Annotated in this window: 15 protein-coding genes; 1 reads left to right on the top strand and 14 read right to left on the bottom strand. The window is 65.2% G+C overall.

Annotation, left to right across the window (positions count from 1 at the left end; genetic code table 11):
• Positions 1-6: 6 nt before the first annotated feature.
• From J2808_RS16015 to gdhA, 5 genes are all read right to left on the bottom strand, one after another.
• Positions 7-1,389: an FMN-binding glutamate synthase family protein gene (locus J2808_RS16015; protein ID WP_309818583.1), complete on the bottom strand. Its 1,383-nt coding sequence runs from the start codon at positions 1,387-1,389 to the stop codon at positions 7-9.
• Between the two features lie 8 nt (positions 1,390-1,397).
• The gene (locus J2808_RS16020) at positions 1,398-2,165 is read right to left on the bottom strand and encodes a GltB/FmdC/FwdC-like GXGXG domain-containing protein (RefSeq protein WP_309818585.1); all 768 of its coding nucleotides are present in this window, start codon (positions 2,163-2,165) and stop codon (positions 1,398-1,400) included.
• Positions 2,153-3,061, bottom strand: coding sequence for a class II glutamine amidotransferase domain-containing protein (locus J2808_RS16025; RefSeq protein ID WP_309818587.1), 909 nt, complete (start codon positions 3,059-3,061; stop codon positions 2,153-2,155). Before J2808_RS16025 ends, J2808_RS16020 begins: the two co-directional genes overlap by 13 nt.
• Positions 3,062-3,131: 70 nt before the next feature.
• Entirely contained in the window at positions 3,132-4,568 is a 1,437-nt protein-coding gene (gene glnT, locus J2808_RS16030; protein WP_309818589.1) for a type III glutamate--ammonia ligase, read from the bottom strand.
• 191 nt (positions 4,569-4,759) lie between these two features.
• Positions 4,760-6,097 carry an NADP-specific glutamate dehydrogenase gene (gene gdhA, locus J2808_RS16035; RefSeq protein WP_309818591.1) on the bottom strand — a complete coding sequence of 446 codons (1,338 nt, stop codon included), beginning with the start codon at positions 6,095-6,097 and terminating at the stop codon, positions 4,760-4,762.
• 160 nt (positions 6,098-6,257) lie between these two features.
• Here gdhA and J2808_RS16040 point away from each other — a divergent pair, with 160 nt between their 5' ends.
• Entirely contained in the window at positions 6,258-7,115 is an 858-nt protein-coding gene (locus tag J2808_RS16040) for a prephenate dehydratase (RefSeq protein ID WP_309818592.1), read from the top strand.
• Between the two features lie 47 nt (positions 7,116-7,162).
• Here J2808_RS16040 and betT read toward each other — a convergent pair whose 3' ends face one another.
• The 9 genes from betT to J2808_RS16085 form a co-directional block, all read right to left on the bottom strand.
• Positions 7,163-9,421 carry a choline BCCT transporter BetT gene (gene betT / locus J2808_RS16045; protein WP_309818594.1) on the bottom strand — a complete coding sequence of 753 codons (2,259 nt, stop codon included), beginning with the start codon at positions 9,419-9,421 and terminating at the stop codon, positions 7,163-7,165.
• Between the two features lie 110 nt (positions 9,422-9,531).
• Positions 9,532-11,436 carry an FAD-binding monooxygenase gene (locus tag J2808_RS16050; RefSeq protein ID WP_309818596.1) on the bottom strand — a complete coding sequence of 635 codons (1,905 nt, stop codon included), beginning with the start codon at positions 11,434-11,436 and terminating at the stop codon, positions 9,532-9,534.
• 163 nt (positions 11,437-11,599) lie between these two features.
• On the bottom strand, positions 11,600-12,292 hold the full coding sequence (gene urtE / locus J2808_RS16055) for an urea ABC transporter ATP-binding subunit UrtE (RefSeq protein ID WP_309818598.1): 693 nt from the start codon (positions 12,290-12,292) through the stop codon (positions 11,600-11,602).
• Complete coding sequence (urtD, locus tag J2808_RS16060) at positions 12,292-13,095, bottom strand: urea ABC transporter ATP-binding protein UrtD (RefSeq protein ID WP_309818601.1); 804 nt, start codon at positions 13,093-13,095, stop codon at positions 12,292-12,294. The genes urtE and urtD overlap by 1 nt, the downstream gene beginning before the upstream one ends.
• Entirely contained in the window at positions 13,092-14,264 is a 1,173-nt protein-coding gene (urtC, locus tag J2808_RS16065; protein WP_309818603.1) for an urea ABC transporter permease subunit UrtC, read from the bottom strand. The genes urtD and urtC overlap by 4 nt, the downstream gene beginning before the upstream one ends.
• The gene (gene urtB / locus J2808_RS16070; protein WP_309818605.1) at positions 14,261-15,145 is read right to left on the bottom strand and encodes an urea ABC transporter permease subunit UrtB; all 885 of its coding nucleotides are present in this window, start codon (positions 15,143-15,145) and stop codon (positions 14,261-14,263) included. Before urtB ends, urtC begins: the two co-directional genes overlap by 4 nt.
• A 35-nt stretch (positions 15,146-15,180) precedes the next feature.
• Positions 15,181-16,446 carry an urea ABC transporter substrate-binding protein gene (gene urtA / locus J2808_RS16075; RefSeq protein ID WP_309818606.1) on the bottom strand — a complete coding sequence of 422 codons (1,266 nt, stop codon included), beginning with the start codon at positions 16,444-16,446 and terminating at the stop codon, positions 15,181-15,183.
• A 324-nt stretch (positions 16,447-16,770) separates the two neighbouring features.
• A complete protein-coding gene (locus J2808_RS16080; protein WP_309818607.1) occupies positions 16,771-17,163 on the bottom strand; it encodes a hypothetical protein in 393 nt (130 codons plus the stop codon).
• 124 nt (positions 17,164-17,287) lie between these two features.
• Positions 17,288-17,713, bottom strand: coding sequence for a heat shock protein transcriptional repressor HspR (locus tag J2808_RS16085; RefSeq protein ID WP_309818609.1), 426 nt, complete (start codon positions 17,711-17,713; stop codon positions 17,288-17,290).
• Positions 17,714-17,727 lie beyond the last annotated feature (14 nt).

Consider the following 17,727-nt stretch of genomic DNA (forward strand, 5'->3'; position numbering starts at 1 on the left):
ACGGAGCTACTTGGCTCCCGGGATCCAACTGGTGCCAGCCAGGGGAACCCGCGCCATGGCGGACGCTTCGATGGTCAGTGCCACCAGATCCTCGGGTTCGAGGTTGTGCAGGTGCGACTTGCCGCAAGCCCGGGCGATGGTCTGGGCCTCCATGGTGAGGACGCGCAGGTAGTTGGCCAGCCGGTGGCCGGCAGCCACCGGGTCCAGCCGTGAGGCCAGTTCCGGATCCTGGGTGGTGATGCCGGCGGGGTCGCGGCCGTCCTGGAAGTCGTCGTAGAAGCCGGCGGCGGACCCCAGCGCGGCGTACTCGGCCGCGTAGCTGGGATCGTTGTCACCGAGGGCGATCAGCGCTGCAGTGCCGATCGCGACGGCATCCGCACCCAGTGCCATGGCCTTGGCGACGTCGGCGCCGGTGCGGATGCCCCCCGAAACGATCAGCTGGACCTTGCGGTGGACCCCGAGTTCCTGCAGCGCCTGGACGGCCTGCGGAATGGCGGCGAGGGTGGGGATGCCGACGTTTTCGATGAACACCTGCTGCGTCGCGGCCGTGCCGCCCTGCATGCCGTCCACCACTACAACGTCCGCGCCGGACTTCACGGCTAAAGCAGTGTCGTAGTACGGGCGGGAAGCCCCGATCTTGACGTAGATGGGGGTCTTCCAGTCGGTGATCTCGCGCAGTTCGCCGATCTTGATTTCGAGGTCATCCGGGCCCGTCCAGTCCGGGTGGCGGCTGGCGGAGCGCTGGTCGATGCCCACCGGAAGGGTGCGCATTCCGGCGACGCGTTCGGTGATCTTCTGGCCCAGGAGCATGCCCCCGCCGCCGGGCTTGGCACCCTGGCCGAGCACGATCTCGATGGCGTCAGCCTTGCGGAGGTCGTCCGGGTTCATGCCGTAGCGGGACGGCAGGTACTGGTACACGAGGTGCTTGGACTGGCCGCGCTCCTCAGGCGTCATGCCGCCGTCGCCCGTTGTTGTGGAGGTTCCCACCTCCGAAGCGCCACGTCCCAGCGCCTCTTTGGCGTTGGCGGAGAGGGCGCCGAAGCTCATGCCGGCGATGGTCACCGGGGTCTGCAGGTGCAGCGGGCGGGTGGCGTACCGGTCGCCGAGGACGACGTCGGTATCGCACTTTTCGCGGTAGCCCTCCAGCGGGTAGCGGGACATGGAGGCGCCGAGGAAGAGCAGGTCATCGAAGTGCGGGACCTTGCGCTTGGCGCCCCAGCCGCGGATGTCGTACACGCCGGTGGCGGCGGCGCGCTGGATGTCGGCGATGGTGGCGCGGTCGAACGTGGAGGACTCGCGGAGACCGAGCGCAGCGATATCAGACGCCGGGATGTCCTGGACGGGGACCGGCATGTTCTGAGCGGGAATCGGTTCGGAGGTGATGGTCATGGTGGCTCCTAGTACTGCGTCGAGTTGTGGACGCTGAAGTGGTAGAGGTTCCGGGCTGAGCCGTAGCGCTTGAAGTTGGCCGGGTTGTCGGTGCGGCCGGCGGCGGTGAGCAGTTCACCGAGTTCGGCCAGGTGCTCGGCCTTCATCGGCTTTTCGATGCAGTCGGCGCCGAGGGATTCCACGGTGCCCTGCACGTAGATTCTGGCCTCATATATGGAGTCGCCCAGGGCGTCACCGGCGTCACCGCAGACCACCAGGCGTCCGGCCTGCGCCATAAACGCGGACATGTGGCCGATGTTGCCGCCCACCACGATGTCCACGCCTTTCATCGAGATGCCGCAGCGGGCGCTGGCGTTGCCGTCGATGACAACCAGGCCGCCGTGGCCGGTGGCCGCCGCGGACTGGGACGCATCGCCCTTCACGTGGACGCGGCCGGACATGATGTTTTCGGCGAGGCCGACGCCGGCATTGCCGTTGATGGTCACGTCGCCTTTTTGGTGCATCCCGGCTGCGTAGTAGCCGGCGTGGCCGTCGATGGTCACCGTGACGTGGGCGTTGATGCCGACGGCGAGGCTGTGCTTACCTTCGGGGGTGGTGACGGTCCAGGCTTGTCCGTCAACCGCGTTGTGGAGGGCCTGATTGAGTTCCCGGACCGGACTGCCGGCCAGGTCGACGCTGAAAGTGTCAAGGATTGCGCCGGCGCTCGACGCGTCCACCGTTTCGGCTTCCTGGTGGGTTGCTGCGGTGCTGGTTTCGGGGGCTGTCAGAGTGACCATGTGTAGACCTTTCCGGGTTCCGGTTCAAAGATGCGGGCGTTTTCGATGCCGGGCAGGGCTGCCAGGGCACGGTATTCGGAGGCCATGGCCACGTAGTCGTCCGTTTCGGCGATGATGGCCGGCTTGCAGGCGATGGGGTCCCGGACCACGGCCATGCTGTCCGCGGTGGTCACCACCAGGGTGTAGAAGCCGTCGAGGACCTTGCCCAGGTTGACCAGGGCCTCTTCGAGCGTGTCGCCCTGCTGCAGGCGGGAGGCCACGTAGCGGGCGCCCACCTCGGTGTCGTTCTCGGAGTCGAACACCACGCCTTCGCGTTTGAGGTCCCGCCGCACGGTGGCGTGGTTGGAGAAGGAGCCGTTGTGGACCAGGCAGAGGTCGTCGGCCACGGAGAAAGGGTGGGAGCCGCCGGCGGTGACGGCGGACTCGGTGGCCATCCGGGTGTGGGAGAGGCCCTGGCTGCCCGCCATCGCCTCAAGTCCATGCTCGGCCGCGATCTCCATCGGGTGGCCCACGCTCTTCATGACGGCAACGTGCTCGCCGCGGCCGATGATGGTGGAGCCGGGAAGGGTTTCGCTGACCGCCTTCACCAGGAGATCCGTCCCGACGGCGGCGCTCACCAGGGTGGTGTCGCCCACCACACGCACTGCAGTGGCGGCAGAGGACGGCAGCAGCTTTTCCAGTTCACGGGTGATGGCATCCAGCGGCACACCCTGATCCTTGCCGAGGAGGCTGAGGGTGGAGGTCCCGGGTGAGACGAGGCCCGGGGTGTTGTACACGGCGACCCCGGCAGAGTCCGGACCGCGGTCCACGATCTGGCACATCATGGAGGACAGGAGGCTGCCCATCTGGGGGTGCAGCAAGGGGTTGCGCAGCTGCAGCGCGGCAATTCCACACATGGTGTGTCCTTTACTTGTGGTGGTTCCTAAAAAGGGCCTGGTTGGTAGTGGTGGCCAGATGGACGACGGGCTAGATGGAAGTCAAATAGGTGCGGATTTCCCAGTCGCTGACCTGGTTGTGCCAGCTCAGGAATTCCTCTTCCTTGGCGTCTGCGTAGTACCGGCCGATCTCCGCGTCCCCGCTGAGGCTGGCCAGGATCACCGGATCCCGGCGCAGGGCCTCCACGGCGTGAAGCAGCGTTGGCGGCAGCAGGTGGGCATCGGGCCTGGATTCGCCAGGTCCGGAAGGCTGTCCGGGATCGGCGGCCTTTTCCACGCCGTCCAGGCCCGCGGAAATGGCGGTGGCGATGGCCAGGTACGGGTTGGCCGACCCGTCGCCCGAACGGAGTTCGATCCGCTTGTTGTCCGGGACGCGGATCATGTGGGTACGGTCGTTGCCGCCGAAGGACGCCTTCCGCGGCGACCAGGTGGCGCCCGATGAACTGGTGGTGGCACCCGAGCGCTTGTAGGAATTCACGGTCGGAGCCAGGAAGGCCTGCAACGCGGGCGCGTGCTCCAGGATGCCGCCGATGAACGAATACGCGAGCCCGGACAGCCCAAGTCCGCGGCCGTCTGCTCCTTCCGTGTTCACTGTTCCGTCATCACCCGGGAACAGTGCCTCGGCGCCGGACCACAGTGACAGGTGGAAGTGCAGGCCGGTGCCCGTACGGTCGGTGAACGGTTTGGGCATAAAGGTGGCGGTCATGCCGCGCTGCTCCGCCAGGATGTTGAGGATGTAGCGGAGGCTGACCACCCGGTCCGCTGTGGTCAGGGCATCGGCGTAGTTGAAGTTCTGTTCGAACTGGCCCGCTGCGTCCTCGTGGTCGTTAGCATAGTTGCCCCAGCCCAGCCCATTCATTGCCTCGGAGATCGAGGTGAGGTGGTCGTACATGCGGGTGACGCCGCGGGCGTCGTAGCACGGGCGGGGTGAATCATCGCGGCCGTCGGCGGTACTCAGCGTCCCGTCGTCGTTCTTGTTGACCAGGAAGTATTCCACCTCGGCACCGATCTTCGCCTGCATGCCCTTCCCGGCCAGCCGGGCCAGAGTGTTCTTCAGGATCACGCGCGGCGCGTAGGGCCAGGGCTTGCCGTTGACGTGCGGGTCGCAATGGATGATGGCCAGACCCTCCTTGATGAAGGGCACGGGCGTGAAGGAGGCCAGGTCCGGCACGGCGATCAGGTCCGCGTCCTGTGGCTTCTGGCCGATCAGCCCGGCTGCATAGCCGGCGAAGCCCATGGCCCCGGCCTCCAGCTCATCGGCCGCCTCAACGGGCACCAGCTTGGCGCAGGGTTTGCCGGTCATGTCCACAAAAGTGGCCAGCAGGAAACGGACATCGTGCGCGCGGGCGATGTCTCCCAGGGAGATTCTGTCGGTTGCAGGCAGTTGGAACGGCGCTGGCAGGGCCTCAGGTCCGGCCGCCGGAGGTGTTGGCGTTCGGGATACAGCAGGGGTTGCGACACTCGTCATCGAAACATTCCTGTCCGGTTGGTGTTAGCTACTAGTAAACCTTGTTGCACCAGAGTATCCAAGACGGCATTACGAGCGTCGGACGGGGATGTTAACTTCTTGTTTCACGCCACAACCCAAGCGGCCACCGACCCATGGTGGGTCGGTGGCCGCTGTGGCGTGCTGGTGGTGCTGAGTGTGTTGGGTATGCGCTAGATGAGCCCCTGCGCAAGCATGGCGTCGGCTACCTTGACGAAGCCGCCGATGTTGGCGCCCAGCACATAGTTGCCAGGCTCACCGTATTCGTCCGCGGTGGATGCGCAGCGGTCATGGATCCCCACCATGATTTCAGTGAGCCGCTGTTCGGTGTGCTCAAAGCTCCAGGAGTCACGGCTGGCGTTCTGCTGCATCTCAAGCGCCGACGTCGCGACGCCGCCTGCATTGGCCGCCTTGCCCGGGCCGAACAGCACCCCAGCGTCCTGGAACACTGATACTGCATCACGCGTGGAGGGCATGTTGGCACCTTCACCGATCGCGACGAGGCCGTTGCGGACGAGCCGCGCGGCAGCATCGCCGTCGAGCTCGTTCTGGGTGGCGCAGGGAAGCGCCACTTTCGCGTCGACGTCCCATACTGACCCGGCTTCCACGTAGGAAACGCCGGGACGGCGGACGGCATAGTCCTTGAGGCGGCCGCGCTCCACTTCCTTGATCTCGCGCAGGAGCCCGACGTCGATTCCCGCCTCGTCCACGATGTAGCCGGAGGAGTCGGAACAGGCCACCACGCTGGCACCCAGCGTCTGCGCCTTGGCGATGGCGTTGATGGCAACGTTGCCGGAACCGGACACCACTACGCGCTGGCCGTCGAAGGACATTCCGCGGGTTTTCAGCATCTCCTGGGTGAAGATGACGGTGCCGTAGCCGGTGGCTTCAGGCCGCACCAGGGAGCCGCCCCAGGAAATTCCTTTGCCCGTCAGGACGCCGGATTCGTAGCGGTTGGTGATGCGCTTGTACTGGCCGAAGAGGTAGCCGATTTCGCGGCCGCCCACGCCGATGTCACCGGCCGGCACATCGGTGTACTCGCCGATGTGGCGGTACAGCTCGGTCATGAAGGACTGGCAGAACCGCATGATTTCAGCGTTGCTGCGGCCGCGGGGGTCGAAGTCCGAGCCGCCTTTGCCGCCGCCGATGGGCATTCCGGTCAGGGCGTTCTTGAAGATCTGCTCGAAGCCCAGGAACTTCACGATGCCGAGGTACACCGACGGGTGGAAGCGCAGGCCGCCTTTATAGGGGCCAAGGGCGGAGTTGAACTCGACCCGGAAGCCCCTGTTGATCTGTACGCGGCCGGAGTCGTCCGTCCACGGCACACGGAAGATGATCTGGCGCTCGGGCTCACACAGCCGCTCCAGGATGGCGGCTTCGAGCAGCTCGGGGTGCCTGTCGTGGACGGGTCCGAGACTCTCGAAAACCTCGGTCACAGCCTGGTGGAATTCCGCCTCACCAGGGTTTCGCGCCAGTACCGTATTCCGGATGGCTTCAAGCCGCGCGTCCACACTGTCTCCTCAAATTCATTGAATGTTCAACACAGTATGGTATCAACGATTGTTCTTACTCAACTTTCCGGGACGGTCGCAATAGGTTTCGCCGCCCGAATGGTGACATTCCTGCAGGCCGGTTGGGTGGCTGGGCCCTTGCCGTGAAACCATACGGACCATGGCCCAGAAGATTGCGTACCAGGGTGAGCCCGGCGCCAACTCCAATATCGCGTGCATGCAGATGTTCCCCGAGCTGGAAAGCGTTCCCTGTGCCAGCTTCGAGGACGCTTTTGAGCTGGTATCGAGCGGTGAGGCCGAGCTGGCCATGATCCCCATCGAGAACTCCATTGCCGGCCGGGTGGCGGACATCCACATCCTGCTCCCCCAGTCGCACCTGCAAATCGTGGGCGAGTTCTTCCTGCCCATCCACTTCGACCTGCTGGGCATCCCGGGCAGCACCATCGAGGGCGCCACCGAGGTCCACAGCCACATTCATGCCCTGGGCCAGTGCCGCCGCCTGATCCGGGAGGCCGGGCTGCGTCCGGTCATTGCCGGGGACACCGCCGGTTCCGCCCGTGAGGTCCGCGAATGGAACGACCCCACCAAACTGTCCCTCGCTCCCCCGCTCGCGGCCCAGATCTACGGCCTCGACGTGCTGGCATCGCGGGTGGAGGACGACCCCTCCAACACCACGCGTTTTGTGGTCCTGGCCCGCGAAAAGGAACTGCCCACCCGGGACGAGTTGTCCGGGCCGGCGGTGACCAGCTTTGTGTTCCGCGTCCGGAACGTCCCGTCCGCGCTGTTCAAGGCGTTGGGCGGATTCGCCACCAACGGCGTGAACATGACGCGGCTGGAGAGCTACATGGTGGGCGACGAGTTCGCCGCCACCATGTTCATGGTGGATGTTGAGGGCCACCCCGAGGACCTGCCGCTGCGGCTGGCCCTCGAAGAGCTGGACTTCTTCACCACCGAAGTGCGCATCCTGGGCGTCTACCCCGCCGCCGACCACCGCACCGCCCGGGCACTCAGCAGCTGACGGCAGCCGCCTACTCCCTGGCTGGCAGGCCGCCGGTCCTCGAGCGCCTACTCCTTGGCTGGCCCGTCCGCGCCGTCGCCCGCTGCAGGCTTCACCACTGCGATGGAGCCCGTGGCAGTGGGCATGGGCGGCGTGAGCACCGAAGCGTAATCGTGCTGGGTGGAGTAGGTCAGGAACCCCAGGTGGGCCTCGTAGCGGTCCAGGACGTCGTCGATGATCTGCTGGTGCGTCACGCCCATCAAGTCGTAGCCCTCGGACCCGGTCTGCGCGAAGACTTCCACGCGGTAGTAGACGTCCGTTTCGCGGGACATGCGGCCGCCGAACATGGGCACCGGTGCCTCTACCGCCTGGACCTGGTAGTGGAAATCGCGGTGCTTCGGGATGCTGACCACCAGTGCGTGGCTGGAGATGTTGGCTTCCTCGTTGGGAACGACGTCCAGGGTGGCCTCATAGCCCTGCTTGGTGAACTCCCTGAGCACATCCGCCAGCGCCGGCTGCACGATCCGTTCCATGAACTGGGCCACCTGTTTCTTCGACGGATAGGACCGCATCCCGGCCAGCCGCTGGCGCCAAGTGCGGTCCGGCACCATGCCGCCGTGCGCCGCCGTCGACTGCCTGCGCAGAACCTGCCCCTCGCGTTCAGCCCGTTCCATACGCAGGGCCTTCGAGAACGATGCCATCACCAGCCAGGCGATGATGGTCACCGGCAGGGCGAAGATCAGCGTGGCGTACTCCATGGTGGTCACGCCGCCGGCAATGAGCATGGCTATGGTCAGCACCGCGGTGAGTATCGCCCAGAAGATCCGCAGCCATTTGGCGCCGTCGTGGGAGGGGTCAGGGATGGTGGAGGAGAAGTTGGACATGACCATGGCACCGGAGTTGGCGCTGGTGAGGTAGAACAGCATGCCGGACAACGTGCCCAGGCCGATCAGGAAGCTGGCACCGGGGAACATTTCCAGCAAGGCGTACCAGCCCTCTTCGGGGCTGTCCATGGCCAGCTGCGCGAACTCCGTGTTTCCGTTCAGGACCTCGTACATGGCGCTGTTGCCGAAGATGCTCACAATGAGGAAGTCGCACAGCACCGGGGCGGTGATGGCCGCGATGACGAACTCCCTCAGCGTACGGCCGCGCGAGATGCGGGCCAGGAACAGTCCGACGAAGGGACCCCAGGCCAGCCAGAAGGCCCAGAAGAACAGCGTCCAGCCGGCCATCCATTCCGAGCCGCCCTCCTCATAGGCGAAGGTCTGGAGGGTGCGGTCCGGCAGGGTGAACACGAACCGGCCAATGTTCTCCACCATGGAGTTGAGCAGGAACGAGGTCTGGCCGGTCACCAGGATGTACAGCAGCATGGCCGCGGCACTCCAGATGTTCAGCTCGGAAATCCAGCGGATGCCCTTGTCAACGCCGGACGTGCACGCCGCGATGGTGAGGACGACGGCGACAATCACCAGGGCAATCTGCAGCGCCAGTCCCTCCTGCAGGCCGAACAGGATGGCGAAGCCGACGTTCAGCAGGACCACGCCGATCCCCATGGACGTGGCCACACCGAAGACGGTACCCACGAGGGTGACAACGTCGATGGTGTCGCCGATCCCGCCGCGGACGCGTTTGCCCAGCAGCGGGTAGAGGGCAGCCCGGATGGACAGCGGCATGCCCCAGCGGTAGGCGAAATAGCCCATGGCCATGCCGAGGAGCGCATACATGGCCCAGCCCGCGATGCCGTAGTGGAACATGGTCCACACCACGGCGTCCTGGGCTGCGGCCGGTGTCTGGCCTTCGCCCACCGGCGGCATCATGTACTGGGTGATCGGTCCGGTCACGGAGTAGAAGAGCATGTCGATGCCCACACCGGCGGCGAAGAGCATGGCCACCCAGGTGAAGAGCTTGTACTGCGGACGGGAGTGGTCCGGACCGAGGCGGACTGAGCCTTCCTTGGACAGTGCCACCCACAGCACAAACCCGATCACCACGGTGACGGTGAGGACGTAGAACCAGCCGAGGTTTTCCGCGATCCAGGCCACGACGGTCTTCATGGTGGACTGTGCTGTGGCAGGGATCAGCATGGCCCACACGGAGAAGCCGATGATGATGACCGACGCGATGATGAACACACGCCAGTTGACCTTGGGCTTGCGCTCTTCGATGAGTTCAGCCGGGCCGCGGCTGAGCTCCTGGCTGGAAACCGGTGGGCGGTTTTCGAATTCCGGGCCGCCGCGCCGGCGATCGGTGCCGCCGAGCTGAGTGCGTGGGACCAGCGCTTTCGGAGCTTCGTCTGCCGTGCGCCGCGTGTCTTCTTGTTCAGCCATGGAATCTCATGCTAGTACACGGCGCCAAAACGGGACCCGGCCAAAGGCCCCTCGCACAGCGGATTCCGACCCTTATTTCACGCCGGATCCAGGCCCGGTCCGGGTGATGGTCAGGCCGGTTTACGGGCAGGCAGGAGAGGGCCGAAAAAGGCGGCGAGCTCGGCCGTCGCCGTCAGGGGCAGCACGTTTGCCACGTACTGGTCCGGCCGCACCACCACCACAACACCACCGCGGTCCAGGCCCCGCAGCTCGAAGATGTCAGCCTTGGCATCGGTGGCGTAGACCTTCTCGTAGTCAGTCAGCCGGAACGGTCCAACGTGCGGCTTGAACACCGCCGGCACAGTGCCGATATCCACCTGCGTGTGGTCCTGCTGGTAGATCACCTTCACGTCGAACCATGCATCAGGGTCGGCGCCCGACGGCGTTGCGCCGAGCGGCGATTCGGGCGAGTTCGCGAGCCACTCGGCCAGGTCCGTGGTGGGTGACGGCGACTGCTCCCCTCCTGACGGAAGAGCTGCGTCCGCAAAGACATAGATGCGCCAGCGGCCGTCAGCTGTGGCATGGTGGCCAAGCTGCATGGGGTTGGTGTCGCAGACCCGCCGCACCGGCGCGGACTTGAAGCGTTTCCCGATGGGGAACCCGGCAGCCAGGTCCTGGTGCGTGGCATCGGCGGTGAGGATCGACGGCTCGTACTGGGTCATAAAGCCAGCGGGGAACTCGGCGGTGCGCACATAGAAGTCCTCAAGCTCGGAAGGACTCTCGAATTCCTCGGGCTTCTTGGCCATCATCGTTGACCAGACTTTGTCGAAGTCGATGAGGTTCTTGGCCACCACCTGGCGCTCGGCCGAGTATGTGGCAAGCAGGCTCTCCGGGCTGCGGCCCTCCAGCACGTGGCCCAGTTTCCAGCCAAGGTTGAACCCGTCCTGCAGCGAGACATTCATGCCCTGGCCGGCCTTGGCACTGTGCGTGTGGCAGGCGTCGCCCATGATGAACACGCGCGGCGTGCGGGTGGCGCGCTCCTCCGGGAGGACGTCGTCGAACCTGTCCGTGAGGCGGTGGGCAACCTCATACACGCTGTGCCACGCGACGTTCCGGACGTCCAGGCTGTAGGGGTGCAGGATGGCGTTCGCGTGGCCGATGATCTGCTCGATAGTGGTGCTCCGCACGGCACCGTGGTCACCTTCTGGAACCTCGCCGAGGTCCACATACATGCGGAAGAGGTGCCCGCCTTCGCGAGGGATCAGCAGGATGCTCCCTCCTGACCCGGACTGGATGGCGCATTTTGTCCGGATGTCGGGGAAGTCCGTGACCGCGAGGACGTCCATCACGCCCCACGCGTGATGGGCCTGGTCGCCGGCCATGGTGCAGCCGATCGATTCGCGCACCTTGCTTCGCGCACCGTCCGCCCCGACAACGTATTTGGCCCGCACAGTCCGCTCCTTGCCCTCGTTCTGGCCGTCGGAGTGGAGGAGCGTCACGGTGACCGGGTAGTCTCCCCCGCCGACTTCGAGGCGGCGGAACTCATAGCCGTAGTCCGGCTTCATCCGGGCGGGAGAGTTCGCCATGAACTCGGCGAAGTAGTCCAGCACGCGGGCCTGGTTGACGATCAGGTGCGGGAACTCGCTGATTCCATGGGGATCGTCCTCTGTGCGGGCGGCACGAATGATCCGGGTGTGGTCCAGAGGATCCGGCTTCCAGAACGCCATCTCGGTGATGCGGTAAGCCTCGGCGGTAATCCGCTCGGCGAAGCCGAAAGCCTGGAATGTCTCCACGCTCCGGGCCTGGATGCCGTCTGCCTGGCCGATGACCAGCCGCCCGGCGCGGCGCTCAAGGATGCGCGTGGTGACCCCCGGGAACCGGGAGAGCTGCGCGGCGGCGAGCATGCCCGCGGGTCCGGTTCCCACAATCAGCACATCGACTTCGTCCGGAAGTTCCTCGGGGCGGTTAAGGCCGACGCCGGCTGCTGGCTGGACCCTCGGGTCCCCGGATACGTAACCGTGGTGATGGAACTGCACGGGCTTTCCTCACTTCGTTGTGTGGACTCACTCCAGCTGAAAACAATCCGTTAGGTATCAGCATCGAACGTTGGCCCGGAACTGTACAGGGCCACGACAATTCGGCCCCAACCCCAGATCGGTTCTGGACCACCCAGCAAACGGCGCTCCGGTGATTGAGCCCTCAGATGAGCATCGCCTGCCGCACACTGGCGGCCGAACCGGCGCCGCCGTCCCCCGAGGAGGAGACCCTTCCGGCCGCGAGGACGTAGTAGCTGTCCGCAGCATGCAGTGCGAACCCGATGTGCTGCTCCACGAGGAGGATGCTCATGCCGTTGCGCTGGGACAGGTTGACGATGGTGGCCTCGATTTCGGCCACAACGTTGGGCTGGATGCCTTCGGTTGGTTCGTCCAGGATCAGCAGGCGCGGATTGGTGATCAGCGCCCGTGCGATTGCCAACTGCTGGCGCTGGCCGCCCGACAACAGCCCCGCCCGCCGTGCCAGCAGCGGCCGGAGGGCGGGAAACATGTCGAGGGCCTCCGCCACGCGTTCGGCGCCGTTCCTGCGACCGTCCGCGATTAGCTGCAGGTTCTCCATCACAGAAAGCTGCCCGAAGGACTGCTGGCCCTGCGGCACATAGGCCATGCCGCGCGCCACCCGCTGGTGCGGGCGGAGGGCCGAGATGTCCTCCCCGTCAAGGGTGATGCGTCCGGCCGTGGGTTTGAGGAGTCCGACGACCGCGCGCAGCAGTGTTGTTTTGCCGGCACCGTTGTGCCCCAGCACAGAGACAACCGCCCCCTCCGGGACCGTTACGCTCACCCCGGTGATCACCTGGGTGCGGCCGTAACCGGTCTGCAGGTCTTCGATTTCCAGCATCAGTGGCCTTCCGTTCCCGAGGTCCCCAGATAGACCTCCTGCACCTTCGGATCTGCCTGCACCTGCGCCACGCTTCCCTCGCTGAGGACTTTGCCGGCGGCCAGCACCGAGACTGACGTGGCGAACTCCCGGACGAAATCCATGTCGTGCTCAATCACCAGCGTGATCCTGCTGGCCGCGATGCGGCGAAGCAGTGCGCCTGTTTCCGCGCGCTCGTCCTGGCTCATTCCCGCGATGGGCTCATCCAGCAGCAGCACGTCGGAGTTCTGCACAAGCAGCATGCCGATCTCCAGCCACTGCTTCTGTCCGTGGGCGAGGATGCCCGCCTTCTTGTCAGCCGCGCCTTCCAGGCCGATGATCTCCAGGGCCTCCCCCACGGCCGGTTCCACGGACTTCCGGCGTCGGAGCATCTGAAGCGGGCCGCGGCCGGAGCCCGCGGCGATGTCGAGGTTCTGGAGCACGGAGAGGTTCTCAAACACGCTTGCGGTCTGGAACGTGCGCCCCACGCCCAACTTGGCGATCTGGTGGACTTTACGGCCGAGGATCTCAGTTCCGGTGTGGTTCACCGATCCCGTGGCCGGCACCAGGCCGGTGATGGCATCGATCACGGTCGTTTTCCCGGCACCATTGGGACCGATCAGGAACCGCAGGTCGCCTTGGATCACATCAAGGTTGACGTTGTCCACGGCGAGGAAGCCGTCAAAAGACACCGAGAGATCGCGGATTTCAAGGTACTTTGGGCGGCCGTGGCGCATGCCCCCTGCCTGTGGCTCCCCGTCAGGGAGCAGCGTGGGTGCCGTCATCTGCTGACCTCCTCAGGTGTTGTTGCCCGCGTTTTGACGTCGGGTTTTGGCGCTGCCGGATCTTGCGCTGGCGTTGGTACTGCCGGCTCCGGCGCCGGAGGCGTTGGTGCCCCGGGTGGGATTCGGCGGCGCCTGCCCACGAGCGCCGGCAAAGAAGCCAGCCCGCCCGGCATGAACCCGATGACCAGGACAAACAGCAGGCCCTGGAAGTAGACCCAGATGGACGGGAAAGTGGAGGACAGGCTGGACTGGGCGGCGGCGACGCAGACAGCGCCGAGGACCGGACCCAGGAGGGTGGCGCGGCCGCCGATTGCGACGCCGATAAGGAACGCGATGGAGGGGATCACGCCCACATCCGCCGGTGAGATAATTCCGACGAGCGGGACGAACAGCGCCCCCGCAACGCCTGCCAGGACAGCGGCCACCACGTAAATAACGGTTTTGACGGTCGCCGGATCGTAGCCCAGGAAACGGACGCGCTCCTCCTGGTCCCGCACCGCAACCAGCAACTCGCCGAACCGGCTGTGCATTAGCTGCCGGGCAAGGGCGAGCGCCAGCAGGAGGACCACCGCCGCGACCATGTACAGCATGAGTTTGTTGTTGGAATCCTTCAGGTCGAACCCGAAAAAGGACCGGAACCCGTTAAGCCCGTTGGAACCCCCGGTTGTGGCCTGCTGGCCGATCAGGAACACGGCGAAGGCGGCCGCCAGGGCCTGGCTGAGGATCGCGAAGTAGGCGCCTTTGACGCGGCGTTTGAAGATCGCCAAACCCAGGACCAGTGCCACCAGCCCCGGAACCAGGACCACAGCGAGAAGCGTCACCGCGGGGCTCCGGAACGGTTCCCACCAACCGGGCACCTCGCCGCTGCCGTAAAGGGACATAAAGTCCGGCACGCCGGAGCCGCCGAAAAGCGAGGCGTCGGCCAGCTTCATGTGCATGGCCATGATGTAGGCGCCCAACCCGAAAAACACTCCCTGGCCCAGGGTCAGCATGCCGCCGCGTCCCCATGCCAGGCCGATGCCGACTGCCACGATCGCAAAGCAGAGGAACTTCCCCAGCAGGCCCAGGTTGAACGCCGGAAGAATCGCGGGTGCAACGCCGAGGAGCAGGACCGCCCCCAGGGTGAATCCGGCCGCGGTTCCCCACCTCCCACGCAACAGTGTTCTCATGCCAGGCTCCTCGTTTTGAGGCTGAAGATGCCCTGCGGCCGAAGCTGCAGGAACACCACGATCACGATCAGGATCAGGACCTTGCCAATGCTTGCCGACGTCGAGTACTCGAAGACGGACTGAAGCACGCCAAGGGCAAACGCTGCGAAGACAGCCCCTTTGATCTGGCCGATGCCCCCGGCCACCACCACCAGGAAGGCATCCACTATGTAGTTGGTGCCCAGGTAGGGGCTTGTGGAACCAATGAGGGTGACCGCGACGCCGGCGATGCCGGCCAGGCCCGAGCCGATGAAGAACGTCAGCTGGTCGCTGCGCCGGGTTGACACCCCGCTCGTTTCCGCGAGGTCGCGGTTCAGGACAACAGCCCGGATACGGCGCCCGAGGGGCGTGGCCTTCAGGAGGAGGACCAGGCCGGTGAGGCACAGCAGCGCGAGCCCCAGGATGAAGAGCCTGGTCAGCGGGATGGGAGCGCCCAGCAACTCGATGTTTCCTTGCAGCCAGGCCGGAGCGCGGACATCCACGCTGGGTGCGCCAAAGATGTCGCGCGCGGCCTGCTGCAGGATCAGGGCCACCCCGAAAGTGACCAGGAGGGTGTCCAGGGGCCGGTGATACATGCGGCGCAACAGCACCGCCTCAAGCACCAGCCCCAGGACACCTCCCACCAGGAAGCCTGCGGGAATGGAAACAAGCAGTGATACGCCGGCGTCGGAGATGGCCTGCTGGACCACAAACGCCGTGTAGGCGCCGGCCATCATAAACTCACCGTGGGCCATGTTGATGACCCCCATCTGGCCGAAGGTCAGCGACAGTCCCAGTGCCGCCAGGAGCAGCACTGAGCCGAGGCTGAGTCCGGCGAACATCTGCCCTATCAGGAGTTCCATTCCAGCAGGCCTTTCCTCGATGTTTCCGTGGCCCGTTACTTGGCCAGGTCCTTGGCCCAGTCGTAGGTGGCCAGGAACGGATCCGGTTCAACCGCCGCAGGCGATGACCACACCGTGTCGATCAGGCCGTCCGCGTTGATCTTGCCGATGCGCGGGGTTTTGGTGATGTGGTTGTTCTCGCCGTTGACCGTGACCAGGCCTTCAGGCGCTTCGAAGGTCACCCCGTCCGCGGCGGCCTGCACCTTGTCCACCTCAAATGAACCTGCCTTCTCCACCATGGCTTTCCAGAGGTACAGCGAAGTGTAGGCAGCTTCCATGGGATCGCTCGTGACGCGCTCTGCACCGAACTTGGCCTTGAACGCGGCGACGAACTTCTTGTTGGCCGGGGTATCCAGGGTCTGGTAATAGTCCCAAGCCGTCAGTTGGCCTTCCACGTTGTCCAGGCCGACGCCGGGGACTTCCTCCTCGGCGATGGAAACCGAGACCACAGGCATGCTGTCCGCCGTCAGGCCGACGCTCTTGTACTGGCGGAAGAAGGCAACGTTGCTGTCGCCGTTGAGGGTGTTGAAAACCGCATCCGCTTTGGAGTCGCGGACCTTGTTTACGATGGTGGAGAATTCCGTGGAGCCGAGCGGGGCGTATTCCTCCCCGAGGACTTCTATGCCCTTGGCCGCGGCGTAGGCCTGGATGATCTTGTTGGCTGTCCGGGGGAAGACGTAGTCGCTGCCAACCAGGAAGAGGGATTTTGTTCCCTGCTCGGCCAAATAGTCCAAAGCTGGAATGATCTGCTGGTTGGTGGTGGCCCCGGTGTAGAAGATGTTCTTCGACGACTCCAGGCCCTCGTACTGCACCGGATAGAAGAGCAGCGCGTCGTTGGCCTCAAACACCGGGAGCATCGCCTTGCGGCTTGACGAGGTCCAGCCGCCGAATACCGCGGCGGTGCAGTCCTGCTGGATCAGCTTCCCGGCACGCTCCGCGAACTTGGTCGGTTCGCTGGCGCCGTCCTCGCTGATGACCTCGAGCTGCTTGCCCAGGACACCGCCGGAAGCGTTGATCTCCCCGGCGGCCAGGGACAGGGAATCGAAGACTGTGCTCTCGCTGATGGCCATGGTGCCGGACAGCGAGTTGATGAACCCGACTTTGACGCTGCTGCCCGAGGTGTTGACACACGAAGTGCCGCTGCTGGCGGTGGAGCCTGCGGACGCCGGATCTGCAATCTGGCTGCCGCAGCCGGCCAAGACCGTGGCCATGGCGGCCGCCGCCAGGGGAAGGAATGCGCGTTTGGTGACCGAAACCCTCATGTGAACCTGCTTCTCACTCCGCCGCTGCGCTGGCAGCGGCTCGCCTCCGGGGTCCTGAGAAGTGACCCCTTGGGATGAATGTAGGAGTGAATTGTTTCGGCGCCTGAGTGGTTGGTTTCGGAACCATTTCCGAACGGTCGCCCGGATTGGCCGGAATTAAGGCGCTCCGCAGAAGTGCGGGGGAAACGGCGCGAAGGCGGTGGTGGAGAGTTAACCTGCGGGAAATCTGCCGCGACGTAACTTTGTCCGCGCGGCTGGACACAATTCCGTCCGAGGACCGCAGAGCGGCTTTGACCAGCGGCGATGGCTCTCCGGAGTTGCCGGCTAACCCATCGCGGGCGCCACGCTCGTCCCGGAGCTGAACTGGCGGCGGGCCCAGCGGGCGAGTTTTTTGCCCTTGCCCTTCCACCAGCTGTCCTCGTCCTTGTCGTGGTGCAGGCGGAAGATGATCGCCACCATCACGAACATGGACATACAGACGTCCATCCACGACCATGCCAAGGCGTCGATCAGCACGCTCATTCCGGTGGCGATGATGGATGGGATGGCCAGCGTCCGGAACACGGTGCTGGCCACATAGCGCCGGTGCGACCTCGGCACCGAGAGCGCCCGCACCATGTCAAAGCAGACGCACACCACCACCACGGTCTGCCCGATGGCAAGCAGGATCAGCCCTACACTGGACCCTGCAAACGAAACGACTGAAGAACCAAACACGAGAAAACCCCCAGGGACTCGAACCTGCGCCGTGAGACCAGCTGCAGTTCCATTCAAGACAGTGGGGGCGTAGCCGTCACGAGTAGTGAGTACTCTATTTTCCGGCGCTGCCGGTCCGCGGCGCCTAGTTTCCCAGCGCCTTGGGGCGCCAGACCACAACGGCCTGGGACCGCGCGCGGGGGCGCTGCCCGCGGGCCAGGCTCACCACATCGCCGGCCGCACCGGCGGCGAAGATCCGGGAGTCCAGGGGATCACGACGGCGGCCCAGCTCCTCGGTCAGCTCGCTCACCTTGCGCTGGAGTGCGGCCACCTGGTTCTCAAGGTTAAGGATCCGTTTGATCCCCTCAAGCGAGACACCTTCGTGGGAGAGCCGCTGCACTTCGCGCAGCATGTTGATGTCCCGTTGCGAGTAACGGCGGGACTTGCCCGGCGCCCGGCTGGGCGACACAATGCCCAGCCGGTCGTACTGCCGGAGCGTCTGGGGGTGCATGTCCGCCAGTTCAGCCGCCACCGAGATCACGAAGATCGGCTGGTCAGCACGGATATTCACGGTCTGCTCCGGTG

The sequence above is a fragment of the Pseudarthrobacter sulfonivorans genome, assembly GCF_031454915.1.
GTDB classification, from domain to species: Bacteria; Actinomycetota; Actinomycetes; order Actinomycetales; family Micrococcaceae; genus Arthrobacter; species Arthrobacter sulfonivorans_C.

Coding starts and splice junctions, on each gene's coding strand:
- J2808_RS16015 (WP_309818583.1), bottom strand. CDS start 1,389: ATGACCATCACCTCCGAACCGATTCCCGCTCAGAACATGCCGGTCCCC.
- J2808_RS16020 (WP_309818585.1), bottom strand. CDS start 2,165: ATGGTCACTCTGACAGCCCCCGAAACCAGCACCGCAGCAACCCACCAG.
- J2808_RS16025 (WP_309818587.1), bottom strand. CDS start 3,061: ATGTGTGGAATTGCCGCGCTGCAGCTGCGCAACCCCTTGCTGCACCCC.
- glnT (WP_309818589.1), bottom strand. CDS start 4,568: ATGACGAGTGTCGCAACCCCTGCTGTATCCCGAACGCCAACACCTCCG.
- J2808_RS16040 (WP_309818592.1), top strand. CDS start 6,258: ATGGCCCAGAAGATTGCGTACCAGGGTGAGCCCGGCGCCAACTCCAAT.
- betT (WP_309818594.1), bottom strand. CDS start 9,421: ATGGCTGAACAAGAAGACACGCGGCGCACGGCAGACGAAGCTCCGAAA.
- urtE (WP_309818598.1), bottom strand. CDS start 12,292: ATGCTGGAAATCGAAGACCTGCAGACCGGTTACGGCCGCACCCAGGTG.
- urtD (WP_309818601.1), bottom strand. CDS start 13,095: ATGACGGCACCCACGCTGCTCCCTGACGGGGAGCCACAGGCAGGGGGC.
- urtC (WP_309818603.1), bottom strand. CDS start 14,264: ATGAGAACACTGTTGCGTGGGAGGTGGGGAACCGCGGCCGGATTCACC.
- urtB (WP_309818605.1), bottom strand. CDS start 15,145: ATGGAACTCCTGATAGGGCAGATGTTCGCCGGACTCAGCCTCGGCTCA.
- urtA (WP_309818606.1), bottom strand. CDS start 16,446: ATGAGGGTTTCGGTCACCAAACGCGCATTCCTTCCCCTGGCGGCGGCC.